The sequence below is a fragment of the Paenibacillus sp. MAHUQ-63 genome, from assembly GCF_028765165.1.
In the GTDB taxonomy this organism is placed as follows: Bacteria; Bacillota; Bacilli; order Paenibacillales; family NBRC-103111; genus Paenibacillus_E.
Window position 1 is genome coordinate 1687416 of the sequence record NZ_JARADB010000002.1, and the last position, 17528, is coordinate 1704943.

Below are 17528 nucleotides of genomic sequence, written 5' to 3' on the forward strand. Positions count from 1 at the left end.
GTATAGAGGAGACGCTGTGTTACCCTACTTATTGCACAGGGGGGAGACGAATGGTAAGCCTTATCCAAGGGGCCTTTTCTAATTTCAAATTCCGAAGTTTATTTTTTCGAATTTTGTTTCTCCTCATCTTGCTGGTGGTGATCACCGTTCTGATCGTGGGATTTTTCGCAAATCGCTACAGCCAGAATGTGGTGAAGACGGAGGTTAAACAGTCCAGTATTCAAATGCTGGAACAGACGCGCCGGCTCATGGATACGCTCCTCAACGATGTGGACCAGATCACAGTCAGGTTGGCGCAGAACCGTGCATTCTCGGAAGCGTTGGAAGCAGGGGCCGAGGGCCCCACACAATCCGATGCAGACGAAATTCGAAGTTACTTGCTCGATTCATACATAACTTCACCGTATATTGAATCCATGTATGTGTATTATGCGGCTAGCGATACCGTACAGACTTCGCTCATCGGACCGGTAAAGTCGATGGAAATGGATGATTCGGCGTGGCTCCCTTATTACCGGAGTATGAACCGTACGGAAGGAAAATGGTTAATCCGTGAATATCCGGATGAGCATAAAAATTTATCCGAAACGCAGGTTACATTCATTCGAACCACACCATGGGCAAGCTCTCCTATACAAGGTGCCATTATTGTCAATATGAATCAGCAAGCACTGTTTCAAATTCCTTCTTTCCGGCTCATGCGGCAAGGGGAAGAGATATGGATGGTCAGCCCGGATGCTACGCTGGCATTCAACAGCAACACGGGGCTCGAAGTGCCCAGCGAGGAATTCGCAGCTATTCAAAAGAAGCTGGGCAGCGATATATCGGCCTTTACGGGTCCTTTCCGTGGCAGCGAGTATTCATTTACAGCGGTATCTTCGCCGTATACAGGTTGGAAATATGTCGACCTCATTCCAACCTATTCGTTATACAAAAGCAGCAAAGAAATTCAGAGCTTCATGCTGATCCTCATGGCATTCAGCATGCTGGCGGCTGTACTGGTCGCTTTTTATATAACGCTCCGGATTTACAGCCCAATTCACTCCCTCGTGCAAATGGTTAATAACAAGAAAGGCGATTGGAAATCTGTGGTTCCGGTCCGGGAGCAGAGCGAACTGGCCATGCTGTTCTCGGCATTCATCTCGTTGAAGGAGCATGGTGCGGAAATGGAGGGCCAGTTAAAAGATAATTGGCCGGTGCTGCAGCAAAGCTTTCTTCAGCAATTAATCCATGAACGGTCTAAACTCCACGAGGAGCGTTATGCCAAATTTATTTATTATCAACTGCCTGTGACGCGCTGCGGATTTTTCGTTATGGTGATCCGCATCGATGATTATCATACATATGTGAACCAGTATGGGAGTTTCGACCAGAGCCTGATTCGATATTTTATCGCTAAGCTTGCGGGTGAGCTGGGCGGCCATTTCTATAGAAGCTATCCGCTGCATACGGAAAGCAGAGATATCATCCTGGTCTGCAATCCGGAAGAGAGCATGACGGCGGAAGCATTTGGCCAGGGAGCGTTGGAGACGGCTGAGCGGATTCGCGATGCGATCCGGGAATATTTACATTTGACCGTGAGTACGGGCATCGGCGAACTTAAACAGCAGGCAGGCGATATCAGCGAGTCTTACCGTGAAGCGGTAGATGCACTGGAGAGCAGGGTGTTTAAAGGCTACGGTCTAATTGCGGCAAGCTGGCTTGTCCGGGAGAAGAAGCCAGGCGACAACCTGCTGATCCGCAAGCTGGCGGAACACAAACGCGAGATTCTTTTGCTGTTTCGCGAGGAGCCCTCGGAGAGCTTCGAAGAAGAATTGCAAAAGCTTGACGAGGCGGCCCGAGGTGCTGAGGGCTTGCCATTTCCGCTCATCCAACATGCTTACTTTCAGTTGATCGTCGAAGTGTTCCAGCGTTCCACAGAACTTGGCCTGCCGCCTCAAGCCGACAATGAGCTGGCCATGCTGCAGGAAAAACTGCTGCGGATGGAAACGGTTGACGACGTTGTTAAGGTTACCAAGATGTATATCCGTCATACCAGTCGGCGCTTTCATGATGAGAAGAGGCGCGAACCGGATACGGTTGCCAAGCAGATTCTTGACTACATACAGATTAATTATGATAAGGAAGTTTCGCTTGGAGGCATCGCTGACCAATTGCAATTGGACCCGTCATATGTCAGCCGCATGTTCCGGCAGGAGATCAGCATCACGTTCATGGATTATGTCATCTACCTGCGATTGGAGAAGGCGAAGGAACTGCTGAAGATGAGCGACCTTACGGTGAAGGATATTGGAGCGGCCGTTGGCTATGCCAATCAGCGGAGCTTTAACCGCATTTTTAAGAAACATGAAGGCATGACGCCCGGTGAATTCAGGGACATTCACGCTCCCAAGAAGCTGCATACCAACGAAATTTATTAACTTCTCATGCAGGTGAACGATATCAGAAAAGGTCCATAGCCTGGATGGACAGGGATCTCAGGCGAAGGCTACAAAGTCCGGAAATGGTCTCTTTACGCTTATCGCGTCTTGTCACTATGATCGGAGTTGTAGATGCTCGAGTCTACAACACCATCTTTTCTCAAGGAGGAAGAGTACAATGAAGCGGGGTACCAGAAAAACGTCTACGGTCTTGTTCACCACGCTGGCCTTATTCGCAGGTATGCTTAGCGGATGCAGCGATTCCACGCCGCAAGCGCCAACCAGCGCGGGTGTGACGGAGGCAGCCAAGCCCTCTGAAGCGGCTAAGAAAGGCGAGCCATTGGTTTATCATCTCGGTGAAACGGTAAATCCGGAGCAAGTCACCAATTTTAACCCGTTTCTCGCCACGGGCAACTGGCAGCCGTTCTTCGATTACGTGTTTGATCCACTGTACTACTTTAATCCCGTGAAAGGAAAGCTCGTTCCCCGATTGGCCGCGGGTGACGGAGTCTGGTCAGACGAGAACAAAACCTATACCGTCAAGCTGAATATGAAGGCCAAATGGCAGGATGGCAAGCCTTTTACCGTAGATGATGTGCTCTATTCCTTCAATACTTTGAAAAATAATAAAGTGCTCGACCGCTACCAGCTGTGGGGAGAGGGCAGGCTGCAAGAAGTTAGTGCACAAGGCAGCGATACCGTCGTATTTAAACTGAACAAGCAATTTCCTTCCTTACCCTTCTATTTAACGACCGTTTATATCGTGCCGAAACAACAGTTTGAGAAAGAAGATCCATCCCAATTCCTGAACAAAACCCCGATTGGCACAGGTCCGTTCCAATTTAAAAGCATAAATGAAAGCGCTATAGTGATGAATAAAAATGCCGATTATTTCCTTGGCGCCCCGAATATCGATCAATTGTACATTAATCGTTTTAATAACTCCTCCACGCTAACACTAGCTTTGGAAAAAGGCGACGTGCAAGGCTCAACCGGAACCGTTGCCATGCCAAGCGTGCCGAAATTGTTGGAGAATCCCGTAAACAAATTGCAGGTATATCCGAGGTTAAATACGTTCTCCGTCATTATGAATAACGAAAAACCGGGGCTGACGGATGCCACTGTGCGCCGGGCCATCCAACTCGCGCTGGACCGCAAATCGCTCATTGAGAAGGGCGAGTCCAACGGCGTATTCCCGGCCAATCCAGGGTTCTTATCCTCTGTTTTTGGGGAGATTGCGGACGCCAAACTGGTCGACAATCCAGCCTATGCCTATAACGTCAATGATGCCATCAAGCAATTGGAATCCGCAGGATATAAGAAAAATGCCAAGGGCATTTACGAAAAGGACGGTAAGCCGCTTTCCTTCACCTATCATATGGCGGCCAATGCACCGGCCCAGAATAAAGAGGGCGCCATGATCACCGACTGGCTGAAGAGCATCGGCATTGAAACGACAGTGAAGCTGGTGACCTGGCCGGAGCTGACGAAGCTCTTAATGTCGGGTGATTATGAGCTGCTGCAGAACGGTATTCAAACACCGCCGGACCCGCAAGCCATGCTCGAGATATTCCATAGCAAAATGACGGCGCCTACCAAAATGAATACACCAGGCCTCAATTACATGCGTTTCCGCGATGCAGATGTCGATAAATGGCTGGATGAAGCATCTTCCGCAGATACCGGCAAACGGAAAGAGCTGTACCTGCAGGTTCAGAACCGGATCGCGGAGAAAGCGCCGATAGCCGTCATGTATAACGTTGGCGGGCATATCCCTTACCGTATCGACCAATTCACGAATTACAACGAAGATCTGCCTGTCACCTCCGCACTCTCACTGCTGCAAATTAAGAAGAAGTAATCAAGCCAGGAGAAGAGGAGGTGTGCCAAATGCGTTACAATTCCGTATATCTGTTGAAAAGAATCGGCTTCGCCTTCATCACGTTATACGTTGCGGCAACGTTAAACTTCTTGCTCCCCCGCCTCATGGGGGGAGATCCTGCGAGTGCCCTTGCGTCGGATAAGGCACTAGGCTCGCAGGAGGTGGCTAACGCACTGAAGGTACAATTCGGGCTGGATAACCCCAGCCTCTGGTACCAATATGTGAAGTACTTGAGGCAGCTGCTGCACGGCAACCTCGGCGTTTCCTACGCCAATTTTCCTTCGCCTGTTGCCGATGTCATGCTGAAAGCGCTGCCTTGGACATTCGGTACAGTCCTCACAGCAACTCTGCTCAGCTATCTGATCGGCTGGCTCATTGGCATCCGTGGCGCGTGGAAAGCGGGATCGCTCTTCGATAACACGACATTATTTACAGCCTTCTTCTTAAATTCAGTTCCTTTCTTCTGGATAGCGATCATCTTTATTATGATCTTTTCCTTTTATCTGGGCTGGTTCCCGCTGGGGCAGGCGGTTGATCCTGCGTTCGACAGCTTCACCGTGTGGGATAAAGGGAAATCGGTCCTGTATCACGCCTTTTTGCCCGTATTCACCTTAATCATAGCTACACTTGCCGGACATATTTTGGTACTGCGCAACAATCTGATGCGTGTGCTGTCCGAAGATTATATGCTGCTGGCCAAGGCCAAAGGGCTCCGCACAAGACGAAGGAAATACATGTACGGCGCACGCAACGCGCTGCTTCCCTCCTTTACCGGATTGATGACCTCACTTGGACACGTCATTGGGGGGGCGATCACGACCGAGATCGTCTTCTCCTATCCCGGTGTGGGACTGGTCACCTTCAATGCGATTCTGAATCATGACTATCCATTGATTCAGGGAAGCTTCTTGTGTATTGCCATTTCGGTTATCGTCTGCAATCTGATTGCCGATCTCGTCTATCCGCTGATTGATCCCCGCGTGGCGCTCAATTAACCGGTCTAGGAGGCTGACATGCAAACTATGAAACAATTACTGAAGGCAAGCTGGTCCGTCGTTCCGGGAACAAAAGGGAAGATGGGTCTCCTTATTTTATTGTTGTTCACCGTTATTGCGGTGTTCGGCTCCTGGTTCGCCCCGTACCCGAAAAATTTCATAGGTTTCGATTCATGGCTGGCACCGTCATTCAGCCATTGGTTGGGTACGGACAGCTACGGGCAGGATGTTTTGAGCCAAATGATTTACGGCACGCGAACCTCATTCTGGGTCGGAATCCTTGCCGGATTAATTACAACGGTGATCGGTGTAACGGTCGGCGTTGTATCCGGCTTCAAGGGAGGATGGGTGGAGGAATCGCTGATGCGGATCGTTGACCTATTTCTGATTATCCCTACGCTAGCTCTGATGATTATCCTAGCATCTTTCCTTCCTTCTATGGGGACGCTCAGCACAATACTGATAATAGGTTCGTTAAGCTGGCTCTACATGGGTAGAAGTATCCGCAGTCAGACGATGAGCGAGCGGCAAAGCGGGTATGTGGAAGCCGCTAGGATGGTTGGCATGAGGGATTCAGAGATCATGTTCCGCGAGATTCTGCCGAATATTGTCCCGGTGATCCTGGCGAATCTCGTACTCGTGACGACGCAAGCTGTGTTAGCGGAAGCGGGACTAAGTTTTCTCGGGCTTGGCGATCCCACGAATGTAAGCTGGGGGACCATTCTCGCGCTCGCGAATGCGAATAATGCCGTGCTGTTCCATGCCTGGTGGTGGATTCTTCCGCCAGGGCTGGCAATCGCCTTTTTCTGCTTCGGGTTCATCTTGATTGGCAATGGCATTCTGGAGAAATATCGTTCGAACCGCGGTAATGCGGCCTTGTAGAACAGGAAGGCTGCTGGAATTTAGGAATTCGAAGGAGGAAATGTCTTGGCGGATTTGTTGCGGGTTCATCATCTAAGCATTGAATACGCTTCGCCCCGGGGTGTCGTCAAAGCGGTCGATCAGGTCAGCTTCTCCATTGGCCAAGGAGAGATTTTCGGTCTTGCCGGGGAATCCGGCTGCGGAAAATCGACGACGGCCTTCGGCATATGCCGATTGTTGCGCCACCCGGCCCAAATTACAGGAGGCAGTGTGCAATTGGCGGGCATGGAGCTGACGGCGCTGAGCGACGAGGAATTTGATCGGCTGCGCTGGTCTAAGATATCCATTGTTCTTCAGAGTGCGATGAACAATCTGAATCCGGTGATCAAAATTCGCGACCAGCTGGTCGATGCGATACTGGCACATGAGCCGGTTGCAGGGCAGGAAGCTTATCAGAGAGCTGCGCATCTAATGAGGCTCGTCGATCTTCCGGTTGACCGCTTGGACAGCTACCCGCATGAATTGTCTGGCGGGATGCGGCAACGGGTAGTTATCGCCATGGCGATGGCGCTCAAACCCAATCTGGTGATCATGGACGAGCCGACAACCGCGCTCGATGTCGTGGTTCAGAACGGCATTATACGTAAAATTCTGGAGCTTCAGAAGGAGTTCGGCTTCTCCATCCTATTTATTACGCATGATCTTCCTTTAATGCTGGAGATGTGTGACCGGATCGGCATTATGTATGCGGGCAAGCTGGTGGAGGTGACGGCTAAGGAGCAGATCCTGCGAGGACCCCGCCACCCGTATACACAGGGATTGCTCAACTCGTTCCCTTCTCTGTCCGGTCCCAAACAAAGGCTTGCCGGCATTCCCGGGAACCCGCCAGACTTGATCCGGCCGCCTGCGGGTTGCCGTTTCTATCCGCGCTGTTCGCAAGCGGTTCCCCAATGTCAGACCCAGCAGCCGGCATTCATACAGGATGAACAGGGGGAGATAGCCTGCCATCTATATTCCGAGGAGGGATTATCCCGTGAGCAAGCCTCTGCTGCACGTGAATGAGCTCGGCAAGGTGTTCAGTACCCGCTCCATGTTTCGCAAGAAGAAATTTCGTGCGGTGCATGAGGTTAGTTTTAGCCTGGAAGCGGGGGAGGTGCTGGCGATAGTCGGCGAATCCGGAAGCGGCAAGAGCACGATTGCCCGCATGCTGACTAATTTGATTCCAGCTACTTCCGGGGATATTGTCTATAATGGAGAGTCCTTGCAGGCAAGCAGGCAGCTGCGAGAGAAGCTGCCAACCTTTGTGCAGATGATCTTCCAGGACCCTTTCGCCGCTCTAAACCCGCATCATCCTATCGGCTACATCATTGGCCGTCCTCTGCAGGTGCAGCGCATAGCGGAAGGTGATCTTCGGCCGCGTGTGCTGGAGCTGCTGCAGAAGGTCGGTCTTACGCCAGCGGAGGACTTCATCGATAAGTATCCCTATCAATTATCCGGCGGACAGAAGCAGCGCGTTGTCATTGCCAAAGTGCTGGGGCTTGCACCCAAGGTCATCGTCGCTGACGAGCCGACATCGATGCTGGACGTTTCCATCGGCGTCGATATTATGAATTTGCTGCTCGATTTGAAAGAGAAGGAGAATCTAGCGCTGATGCTGATTACCCATAATCTAGGCAGCGCCAGATATATGGCGGATCGCATCATGGTGATGTACGCAGGGCAAATGATGGAATGCGGACCTTCTGAGGAGCTGATCCATCATCCCCGGCATCCGTATACGAAACTGCTGCTGCATTCGTCTCCCGATCCATGGAGAGAGCAGTCGGAAGACTTCGAAGTCATCGATCCGAATGGTAAGGATATCCCCAGCACGGGCTGCAGCTTCCAGCACAGGTGTCCTTACGCGAACGAAATTTGCAGGACAGAGGCGGTTCGTGCTGTACATCTAGCAGACGGACATCAAATACGTTGTCATCTCTTTGGATAAGTGGAGGAACTTAACATGAAACGACCGAATGTCATCATTTTCTATTGCGATGATTTGGGATACGGCGATCTGGGCTGCTACGGCTCCGACGCCATGAAGACGCCGCATCTCGACCGGCTTGCCGGCGAAGGCATCCGCTTCACGAATTGGTACTCCAATTCGCCGGTCTGCTCGCCTTCGCGGGCCTCACTGTTGACGGGCAAATATCCGGCGCGAGCGGGGATCAGCCATATTCTTGGAGGAAAAAGAGGGACCAAGGGACTGCCGCTTGAACAGAAGACGTTAGCGGCTGCCTTGAAAACGCAGGGTTATCGAACGGCTATATTCGGTAAATGGCATTTGGGAGCATCTGCGGCGTATGGGCCGAATGCTCATGGGTTTGATCAATTTTATGGCTTTCGGGCAGGGTGTATCGATTATTATTCGCATATTTTCTATTGGGAGCAAAGTAGCGGCGTCAACCCCGTACACGATTTATGGCAGAATGAGACGGAAGTATGGGAGAATGGCCAGTACATGACGGAAGTGATTACGAGGGAAACAGTGGCTTTCATCGATGACGCTTCAGATCAGGAGCCCTACTTCCTATATGTTGCTTATAATGCGCCGCATTATCCCATGCATGCGCCCAAAGCGTATATAGACCGGTTTCCGGATCTTCCTCCGGATCGCAGAATTATGGCTGCCATGATTGCGGCCGTTGATGACGGGGTAGGTGAAATCGTTGAGGCGTTAAAGCGGCGAGGCGTCTTCGATGACACGATCATCTTCTTCTCGAGTGATAACGGTCCGTCGACGGAAGCCCGCAACTGGCTCGATGGCACCGAGGACCTGTACTATGGGGGAAGTGCAGGCCGATTCCGCGGCCATAAGGCCAGTTTGTTCGAAGGCGGCATTCGGGAACCTGCGATCCTGAGCTATCCGGCGGGGTTAGCAGCGTGCAAAGGACAATCGAACGATGAAGTCTGCGCCATGATGGATATTTTCCCCACGATGCTGGAACTGACCGGAACTAACCCGGGAGACTATGACCTGGACGGCAGCAGCCTGTGCGCTACTCTTCGAGGTGCTGCCCCTGGCCCTCACCGGCAGCTCTTCTGGGAATACGGAGATCAATTGGCGGTTCGCGAAGGCAAGTGGAAGCTAGTGCTGAACGGCAAGCTGGACTTTAGCCGAACGGCAGCCGACCCTGTGCACTTATCCGATCTTGAGCAGGACAGCGGCGAACGTGTCAATCTGGCGGAGCAATTCCCGGACATTGCCCGGAGGCTGGAGGAAGATGTGAGACGGTGGTACCGATCACTTAACGAGGAGGCGCAGATGCTTTGAAAGCGATTGTGCTGATGTTTGATTCCCTGAACCGCCATATGCTTCCCCCATATGGATGCGATTGGACGCATGCCCCGAATTTTAGCCGCCTGGCCGCACATAGTGTAACGTTCGATAATAATTGGGTGGGGAGTATGCCTTGTATGCCAGCCAGGCGCGATATGCTCACCGGCCGTTACAATTTCCTGCATCGAAGCTGGGGGCCATTGGAGCCCTTCGACGATTCCATGCCTGCGCTGCTAAGAGCGCAAAAGGTTTACTCGCATTTGGTTAGCGACCATTATCATTATTGGGAACCGGGAGGCGCCACTTACCACAGCCAATACAGCACCTGGGAATTCGTTCGCGGACAGGAGGGCGACCCGTGGAAGGGGGAAGTCTTAGATCCTGAGATTCCTGAGCACGTAGGGAGCTTCGAAGGATACCGGAGCCAACTGTTTCGCCAGGATTGGATTAACCGGAAATATATGAAGGAAGAATCGCTGCATCCACAGTCTGAGACCTTTGCCAGAGGAATCGAGTTCATTCGGGCGAATCACACCGCAGACAGGTGGGTGCTGCAAATTGAAGCCTTCGACCCGCATGAGCCATTCTTTTCTCCCGAGAGGTATAAAGACTTGTATCCTCATGATTATTCGGGCAAGCACTTTGACTGGCCTGGCTATCAGCCTGTTCAGGAAGCGAGGGAAGAAGTCGAACACTGCAAATACGAGTATGCGGCGCTGCTCAGTATGTGCGACGCCTACTTAGGCAAGGTGCTGGATATCATGGATGAATACGGGCTGTGGCAGGACACCATGCTAATCGTCACGACCGATCATGGTTTCTTGCTTGGGGAGCACGACTGGTGGGCCAAGAATATCATGCCCTTTTATAATGAAATCGCCCGGTCTCCGCTCTTCGTTTGGGACCCTCGTGACAAGAGGAAGAACGAACGCTGCGGTGGTTTAACGCAGTTGATTGATTTGGCGCCGACATTATTGGAATTCTTTGGCGTGGAAATACCTAAGGATATGCTGGGTGTTCCCCTGCATACAGCCCTTCAGGCAAACGGGGGCTCGCGTGAAGCGGTATTATTCGGCATTCATGGCGGCCATGTCAATTGTACGGATGGCAGATATGTCTATATGCGCGCCCCGGTACGACCGGATAATACGCCGTTGTTCAACTATACGTTAATGCCGGCGCATATGGCTTCATTATTTCGTGTAGAGGAGCTGCAAGAGCTGGAATTGGCAGAACCGTTTTCATTCACGAAAGGGGTTCGGACTCTCAAAATTCCGGCGGCCTCGTATATTCCCGCGCATCGCTTTGGAACCTTGTTGTATGACTTAGCGGCGGATCCGGGGCAACAGCGGCCGATTCAGGATGCCGCAGTTGAAAAGCGGATGATCGGACATATGATCCGAATCATGAATCAGCATGATGCGCCGCCTGAACAGTTCGAAAGATTGGGCATTACCGATTAATGTGTACCTTCATAGTAGAGCGACCTCTGATGTGGGATTTATTTTAAGGGTAGTAGACCCATTTCGATTTCCCATCCAGCCGTAGGCATAATCACAATAGGGATAGTCCTCGCAGAGAGTTCGAAGTTCTGCGAGACTGTCCCTTTGGATTGGAATCAATGGATGAGCGCTCCCCTGGGTGCTTTTATGAATTCGGCGTATTTTTCTGCTACATGCGCCAAATCAATATCCGTAGCTTGCATAACGTCGTACATAACGAAGGCCGGAAGAAAGGTACCGTTGCATTTCGTCAGTGTTCTTTCGATTGGACGCAAGAGCTCGCTGATTGTATACAAGTTCTCACCGCCCGACCTATAACATGGTTCCGTTCCTCCGGTCGTAGTGGCGATCATGAATTCTTTGCCGAGCAGCTTCTCTCCACCGGGACCAAAAGCCCAGCCAAACGTCAGTACGTCGTCAAACCACTTCTTAAGCAGAGGTGGACAGCTGTACCAATAAAAGGGGAACTGGAGCACAATCCGATCGAATTGCTGCAGCATCCGCTGCTCTTTTTCAACATCGATCTGCCAAGTGGGGTATTCCTGATATAGGTCACGTACGTGAATATCCGTGTGTTTATTAAGCTCTTGGAGTAAGGTCTTATTGGCTCTGGACTGAACTAAATTGGGGTGTGCGGCGATAACCATAATGTTCATAACGATCATCCTTTACTTGGTTTTGGCAGTATCGCGATCTGCAATCACTATTATTAGGGAGAAAGAGCATCTTGCAAAGTACGCTCTTTTTTCGTACTAGGTTCTGCCGAACATACTATAGTTTCCGCGGGATTTATATGTCAAAAAGTACGAAAAACCGTACTAAGTACGGTAAATGATCGTACTGTTCGATTTCCGGATACTCTGGTAAAGTGGCATTAGAAGAATCGTTATCAGTAACGTGGAGGTGGGAAACATGCACGACGGTATACGCGAACCGAATCAACGCACACAAGGAATTATAGCGACGCTGCACGCGATCGGGGGGAAGTGGAAACCGCTGATCCTGTTTATTTTGCTGCATGACGGGACTAAAAGATTCGGGGAATTGCGCCGTCTGCTCCCGCACATTACCCAAGGAATGCTTACGGGCCAGCTGCGCGAGATGGAACAGGACGGACTTATCGTACGCCGGGTCTATCAAGAAATACCGCCGAAGGTCGAATACTCGTTATCCGATCATGGAATGACGCTAAGCTCGGTGTTGACCGATATGTGCGGGTGGGGCTTCAAGCATATCGAATTTATGAACCAATCGAAGACAGAATCGGAGAACGATTGAGTGATATCTTGACCCTATTGCACCCCGATTATTTCTCCCTATTTACCAAGTATCGTTCATTTTTAGGTTTGTTAACAGGGAGCATATATTCAAAATAGAGGAGAATGGGTGAGAATTAAGGACAGGAAGATCTTGTCCTTTTTTGATATTCTCTTATCTTTAAGCGGCGGGCACAGTAAAGAAAGAGCTAAGCTGTTTATACGGCTTGGCTCTTTTTTACATCCATTTCCGCCACACAAGCTCCCACGTTGCACATCCATCGGCGAAAAGGAAATACAGTACGCTATTTCACCACGAACCACCTATTCTGCGAATGAAGAGGAAATACGATTCGTTATTACGCGGTTTTTCGCAGAAATTGAAGGAACAACCGCGAAATAAGGTCTTACACTTCCGCATCCTCCACCAAAGCTCCCTCTTGAGGCTAAATAACGAACCGTATTTCCGTTAACTTGCTGGTGAGGAGGTGCGCCCGTATATTGAGCTGCACAAGCTGCACGCACAACATTGAGCTGCACAAGCTGCACAACTAGCCGCGCCGCAATAACTGGAAAAACTCCAGTTATTCTAGTGTCCAGGCAGCCCGCGGGACGGTATAAAACGAAAGGCAGCATAACTAGACTGCCGGATAAATGAGGTATTCTTTGGATATATTTCATGAAAATACCTAGATGCAGGGGGAAACAAAGCTAAGCCACATCAGAGGTTCCAGTCAGCTAACATAAAACCTCGTTATTCCAAAGGGCAAATATCCGTATTCGGGATCAATTCTGTATATCCCCGCACGCCTTGGGTTACATCAGGGTGGTCGGCAGCTTTGACCGTATATGTATTCTGCATTTGGGACAGTTATCGGTGTGCAGTTGAGATCAAAAAAAATCATCTTCTGTCTGAATTCGAAGATGCGCCTGTCACACCATCAGATATTAGCTTTTTCGACATTGTCACCCTTGACAAGAAAAATCCTTGGGTGGGAATGCTCTGGTCCGTTTTCTCACCTGGCTTAGGGCAATTATATGGCGGCAGTACAGTTGTTGGCACATTTGTTTTGGCTTGGTGGATAGTAATTTACTATAAGGCTGTGGCAGTTCGTCCATGTACGGCTTTGCAATTTATCAGGCTTATGTATCGGTAACTGAATCCAATACTTTATTCGATATTGAACAAATACGATTCCTGAGAGTGAGGGCTGAAAACATGGCGATCCATGATATGGAGAAGTTGGGCGTGCCGTCGCAGAATATCGTAGCATTGCCTTTGGAAAACCTGGATTCACAAACCCATATCATTGACACGATTCATCGGGTGTTTTTTCGAGCCGTAAAAGTGAGGAAATTATCGAGGTAACATGTCAAGCCTCCCTTCAGGAGCAGCTGATTACAGTTTTGAAATCACGGAAGGCGGATGGGTTCGTGATTACGCACCAACGATCTTAGCTTTTGGTAGGAATGCCCATCGAAACGATATTTTTGGCGAATGTCTTCGTTCTATTTTTATGCTAGCATAGAGAAAGCGGTTTAGCATTTATACGTTTACTTGTAAACGCTAATATAGCACCTTGATTAGGCAAAATGATCCGATGGCTAAAGCTCTTCGGCAGATCCCTGGTCAAAGGGGCTTCTTCGTTATTGAGGGGAAATCAACGTACAGACGGGTGGGGCCTCAATTGAAATACAGATACGGACAATATGTCCCATTTTCTTATAAAATGATGATCCCATATCTGCTGCTAGTTATGCTGACTGATATCATCGTCGGATACTTCTCTTACCGGACGGCTGTGATGTCCAGAACTGAACTGGTCCAATCCAATGTGAGCTGGGCCTTAAGGCAAATCCGTGACAATACCCACTATCAGCTGGCTGATTTACAGGCTGTATCGGATTCGCTATTCAGTAGTCCGGCTTATCAGCATGATTTGCAGATCACCGGCGATGCTGCGCTGATGAATAACGTCATGATTCATAGCATTGTGCCACTCATGGAAACACCGCTCAGAATGACTGCCCAAAAACAAAGAATCACCGTCTACGTTAAAAATCCCCTTATCAATGAGATCTATGGAGATTTAACATCGGAAATTAAAGATAAAAGCATCGCGATTCTTTCGATGTCCAGGCTGCAAAATGAAAAGTGGTACGGTGAGCTGGTCCTTCATGGAGAGGACAATACGTGGAGGCAAGTAGGCACTGATAAAAATCAGGGCAACATTTCTTTGCTTCGGAAGTTGATATCATTTACCGATTACCACACGGAGATCGGTTTTCTGCGGATTTCCGTCCCGATGAAGGAGCTGTTTCAGGCATTTACTTCATCTGGCTTAACCAGCGGCTCAATCATCGAAGTGGAGGATACGAGAGAAAGCCGGGTACTGTTCACTAATCAAGAGAGCGGATTACCTCTGGATGAGACCCGTTATTTAACCGTGATCGAACAAATACCGGATACAAATTTATCACTTAAAGTCAAAGTTCCTATGTCGGTTTTGAACCAAGACGCCGGTCAAATCCGAACAATCACGTTGTTTGTCTGTGTTTTAAGCTTCATGGTAATGGCGGGGATGGCTATTCTGGTTGCCCGATACTCTGGGCGTAAAATGGTTCGCATTGTCTCGTTTGCACGCGCCATGCAGTCCGGCAATTTTGCCAGACGTATTCCGGTAAAAGGCAACGATGAGTTTGGCCAAATTTCCGAAGCGTTCAATCAAATGGCGCAACATATTGACGAATTGATCCGCAAGGTGTATGTCCAAGGCATTGAAAAAAAAGAGGCGGAGCTTCAAGCACTCCAAGCGCAAATCAACCCGCACTTCTTATACAATACGTTATCGTCTATCAACAGCCTGGCGAAAATTGGCGAGACCGAGAAGCTGAGTGCGATGGTATCGGGGCTTGTCAAGTTTTACAGACTGACGCTCAATGACGGGAACATCATGATTACAATTGAGAATGAGATCAATCAGGTTCGAAGCTATTTGGACATTCAAGCAATTAAGTATGCCAATCGGTTTACCGTATTTTATGATATTGAGCCCGAAATCCAGCGCTGCTTAACGATTAAGCTGCTCGTGCAGCCCTTTGTAGAGAATGTTTTCAAGCATGCCTGGTTCGAGGAACGGATCCATATCCGGATTACCGGCAGGCGAGAAGGGAACCGCATTGTGCTTCAGATCATTGATGACGGAGTCGGAATGACGACGAATCAACTGCAGCAGGCTTTCGACCGTAAAGAGGAGCCTGGCGGATATGGTATCCGCAATGTGAACGAACGGATTAAACTGCAGTATGGGGAGGAATACGGGGTGGAAATTTTCAGCCGTCACGGGATCGGAACGACAGTCCAGCTCAGTCTTCCCAATCAAGTAGCAGACTATTAGAAGGGAGAGCCTATGATGGCGTATCAAATCATGTTAGTCGATGACGAATCGGTTGATTTGGAGTGGCTTGCGCGAAGAATCCGCAACCGCTATGACAAACTTGAAATTGCCGCGACGGTGAATAGCGGTTTCGCAGCCCTACAAGTTTTGCGGGAAAAATCGATAGATATTCTGCTGTCCGATATCCATATGCCCATTATGAGCGGGATTGAACTGGCTACGAAGGCGAAGGAGCTTCATCCGCATGTAAAAATCGTATTTATTAGCGGTCATGAGGATTTTGGCTATGCCAAACAGGCTATTAAGCTGAACGCCGCCGCTTACCTCCTGAAACCGGTGGATGATCACGAACTGCATGAAACATTGCTTGAATTGGCGAATTCGCTGGAATCGCAGCTGCCTCCCGCCGATAAGGAGAAAGAGCGGGAGCAACAGGTGGCATCCAAACAGAACCGCAAAATCATTGATCTAATTACCGTTTATGTAAAAGATCAGATTGAGTCGAAAATTACGCTTAAGATGACAGCCGACCACTTCGGATTTTCTCCTAATTATTTGGGCCAGTTGTTTAAGGAAGAAACAGGGGAACATTTCAGTGATTTCTTAGTCCGTGTCCGTATGCAGAAAGCCTGCGAGCTTCTGCTTGATCCAAGATGGAAGGTTTATGAGATCGCGGATCGGATCGGCTATAAAAATATTTTATATTTTAACCGGCAGTTCAAGCAACATTTCAATATGACACCGGGCGAATACCGCAAAGCCAATCATGTTTGAGAGCTTCAAACCGTTGAATATGTATCATATTTCGTTGCTCAGCCCCATATTGGAAGCGTTGTCATTCATTTATGCTAAAGATAGAACAATCAAGAAAAGGTTGTGAATGGCATGAATCCTATAGCACCGGCAAAAATGGAAAAATCAAATGAGAAGAGGGCCGTGTCGAAATCCCTGTCGCGCAGACTCTCCGCCCAGTGGCAAATTCAGTCGATGATCTTACCCGGTATTCTGCTGATCTTCTTGTTCAGCTATATTCCCATGTGGGGAATATCCATAGCGTTCAAAGAGTACGACATCTTCCAAGGGGTATCCGGCAGTCCATGGGTGGGGTTTAAACAGTTTCAGCTATTTTTTCAATCCCCTGATTTCCTAATGATTATGAAAAATACAATCGTCATCGCGCTGTTAAAGCTTATTTTCATCTTTCCAGCTCCGATTATTCTGGCCCTAATGCTAAATGAAGTGAAGCATGCGGTTTATAAGAAAACCGTGCAAACCCTGACCTACCTTCCGCATTTCATCTCATGGGTAATCGTGTCGGGTCTTGTATTCTCCATACTTGCAGTTGACGGAGGGAGCCTAAATCTGCTGCTTCAGAAGCTGAAGCTCGTTGATCAGCCGGTTAACTGGCTCTCACTTCCTCAGTACTTCTACACGATATTAATCTCAGCCGGCGTGTGGAAGGAAATCGGGTTCAGTTCCATCGTTTACTTGGCTGCCATCGTCGGTGTGAATCCACATCTTTACGAAGCAGCTGCTATGGATGGAGCCAGTAGATTCAAGCAAATTTATCTGGTTACACTGCCAAGCATCGCTCCGGTCATCATCATCTTTTTTATTCTGCATATCGGCAATTTGTTGAATGCCGGGTTTGAGGATATTTTGGCGATCACGAACGGCGGGAAAAACATCATTTTGCGCGAGGTTTCTGAAGTTATCGATACCTACGTCTACAATGTCGGCGTCAACCAGCAGAGATACTCGTTCGCTACTGCAGCGGGGCTGTTTAAAGCGGTTATCAATGTGCTGCTCCTATGGGGCGCCAATTCAATCGCCAGAAGAACAGGAGGCTCGTCGCTTTGGTAAAGCACATCGCATTCACGGCATGGGAGGAA

General features: G+C 49.4%; 14 protein-coding genes. 13 read left to right on the forward strand and 1 reads right to left on the reverse strand.

Annotated elements, in window-relative coordinates; all coding sequences use genetic code 11:
• Window positions 1–50: 50 nt before the first annotated feature.
• From PUT07_RS15915 to PUT07_RS15950, 8 genes are all read left to right on the forward strand, one after another.
• Window positions 51–2420, forward strand: a complete 2370-nt coding sequence (locus tag PUT07_RS15915; protein WP_274469155.1) for a helix-turn-helix domain-containing protein — start codon at window positions 51–53, stop codon at window positions 2418–2420.
• Window positions 2421–2598: 178 nt separating this feature from the next.
• Entirely contained in the window at window positions 2599–4281 is a 1683-nt protein-coding gene (locus tag PUT07_RS15920) for an ABC transporter substrate-binding protein (RefSeq protein ID WP_274469156.1), read from the forward strand.
• Between the two features lie 29 nt (window positions 4282–4310).
• A complete protein-coding gene (locus PUT07_RS15925; protein WP_274469158.1) occupies window positions 4311–5297 on the forward strand; it encodes an ABC transporter permease in 987 nt (328 codons plus the stop codon).
• An 18-nt stretch (window positions 5298–5315) separates the two neighbouring features.
• Window positions 5316–6179: an ABC transporter permease gene (locus PUT07_RS15930; protein WP_274469159.1), complete on the forward strand. Its 864-nt coding sequence runs from the start codon at window positions 5316–5318 to the stop codon at window positions 6177–6179.
• A 45-nt stretch (window positions 6180–6224) separates the two neighbouring features.
• Window positions 6225–7220, forward strand: a complete 996-nt coding sequence (locus PUT07_RS15935; protein ID WP_274469160.1) for an ABC transporter ATP-binding protein — start codon at window positions 6225–6227, stop codon at window positions 7218–7220.
• Window positions 7192–8145, forward strand: coding sequence for an ABC transporter ATP-binding protein (locus tag PUT07_RS15940; protein ID WP_274469162.1), 954 nt, complete (start codon window positions 7192–7194; stop codon window positions 8143–8145). Before PUT07_RS15935 ends, PUT07_RS15940 begins: the two co-directional genes overlap by 29 nt.
• 15 nt (window positions 8146–8160) lie before the next feature.
• On the forward strand, window positions 8161–9474 hold the full coding sequence (locus tag PUT07_RS15945; RefSeq protein ID WP_274469163.1) for a sulfatase-like hydrolase/transferase: 1314 nt from the start codon (window positions 8161–8163) through the stop codon (window positions 9472–9474).
• Complete coding sequence (locus tag PUT07_RS15950; protein ID WP_274469165.1) at window positions 9471–10943, forward strand: sulfatase; 1473 nt, start codon at window positions 9471–9473, stop codon at window positions 10941–10943. The genes PUT07_RS15945 and PUT07_RS15950 overlap by 4 nt, the downstream gene beginning before the upstream one ends.
• A gap of 155 nt (window positions 10944–11098) precedes the next feature.
• On the opposite strand, the gene PUT07_RS15955 is transcribed toward PUT07_RS15950, so the two are convergent.
• Window positions 11099–11638: an NAD(P)H-dependent oxidoreductase gene (locus PUT07_RS15955; protein ID WP_274469166.1), complete on the reverse strand. Its 540-nt coding sequence runs from the start codon at window positions 11636–11638 to the stop codon at window positions 11099–11101.
• A 256-nt stretch (window positions 11639–11894) separates the two neighbouring features.
• Between PUT07_RS15955 and PUT07_RS15960 the strand changes: the two genes are divergently transcribed.
• The 5 genes from PUT07_RS15960 (at window position 11895) to PUT07_RS15980 (ending at window position 17499) form a co-directional block, all read left to right on the forward strand.
• Window positions 11895–12260 carry a winged helix-turn-helix transcriptional regulator gene (locus PUT07_RS15960; RefSeq protein ID WP_274469167.1) on the forward strand — a complete coding sequence of 122 codons (366 nt, stop codon included), beginning with the start codon at window positions 11895–11897 and terminating at the stop codon, window positions 12258–12260.
• Between the two features lie 817 nt (window positions 12261–13077).
• The gene (locus PUT07_RS15965; RefSeq protein ID WP_274469169.1) at window positions 13078–13395 is read left to right on the forward strand and encodes a hypothetical protein; all 318 of its coding nucleotides are present in this window, start codon (window positions 13078–13080) and stop codon (window positions 13393–13395) included.
• A 531-nt stretch (window positions 13396–13926) separates the two neighbouring features.
• On the forward strand, window positions 13927–15636 hold the full coding sequence (locus PUT07_RS15970) for a sensor histidine kinase (RefSeq protein ID WP_274469170.1): 1710 nt from the start codon (window positions 13927–13929) through the stop codon (window positions 15634–15636).
• Between the two features lie 12 nt (window positions 15637–15648).
• Window positions 15649–16410, forward strand: coding sequence for a response regulator transcription factor (locus tag PUT07_RS15975; RefSeq protein WP_274469171.1), 762 nt, complete (start codon window positions 15649–15651; stop codon window positions 16408–16410).
• Between the two features lie 135 nt (window positions 16411–16545).
• On the forward strand, window positions 16546–17499 hold the full coding sequence (locus tag PUT07_RS15980) for an ABC transporter permease (protein WP_274469343.1): 954 nt from the start codon (window positions 16546–16548) through the stop codon (window positions 17497–17499).
• Window positions 17500–17528 lie beyond the last annotated feature (29 nt).

Bases quoted from the DNA above. Each gene is read 5' to 3' on its own strand.
- PUT07_RS15980 (WP_274469343.1), top strand. From the start codon at position 16,546: ATGGAAAAATCAAATGAGAAGAGGGCCGTGTCGAAATCCCTGTCGCGC.
- PUT07_RS15945 (WP_274469163.1), top strand. From the start codon at position 8,161: ATGAAACGACCGAATGTCATCATTTTCTATTGCGATGATTTGGGATAC.
- PUT07_RS15920 (WP_274469156.1), top strand. From the start codon at position 2,599: ATGAAGCGGGGTACCAGAAAAACGTCTACGGTCTTGTTCACCACGCTG.
- PUT07_RS15975 (WP_274469171.1), top strand. From the start codon at position 15,649: ATGATGGCGTATCAAATCATGTTAGTCGATGACGAATCGGTTGATTTG.
- PUT07_RS15925 (WP_274469158.1), top strand. From the start codon at position 4,311: ATGCGTTACAATTCCGTATATCTGTTGAAAAGAATCGGCTTCGCCTTC.
- PUT07_RS15955 (WP_274469166.1), bottom strand. From the start codon at position 11,638: ATGAACATTATGGTTATCGCCGCACACCCCAATTTAGTTCAGTCCAGA.
- PUT07_RS15915 (WP_274469155.1), top strand. From the start codon at position 51: ATGGTAAGCCTTATCCAAGGGGCCTTTTCTAATTTCAAATTCCGAAGT.
- PUT07_RS15960 (WP_274469167.1), top strand. From the start codon at position 11,895: ATGCACGACGGTATACGCGAACCGAATCAACGCACACAAGGAATTATA.
- PUT07_RS15930 (WP_274469159.1), top strand. From the start codon at position 5,316: ATGCAAACTATGAAACAATTACTGAAGGCAAGCTGGTCCGTCGTTCCG.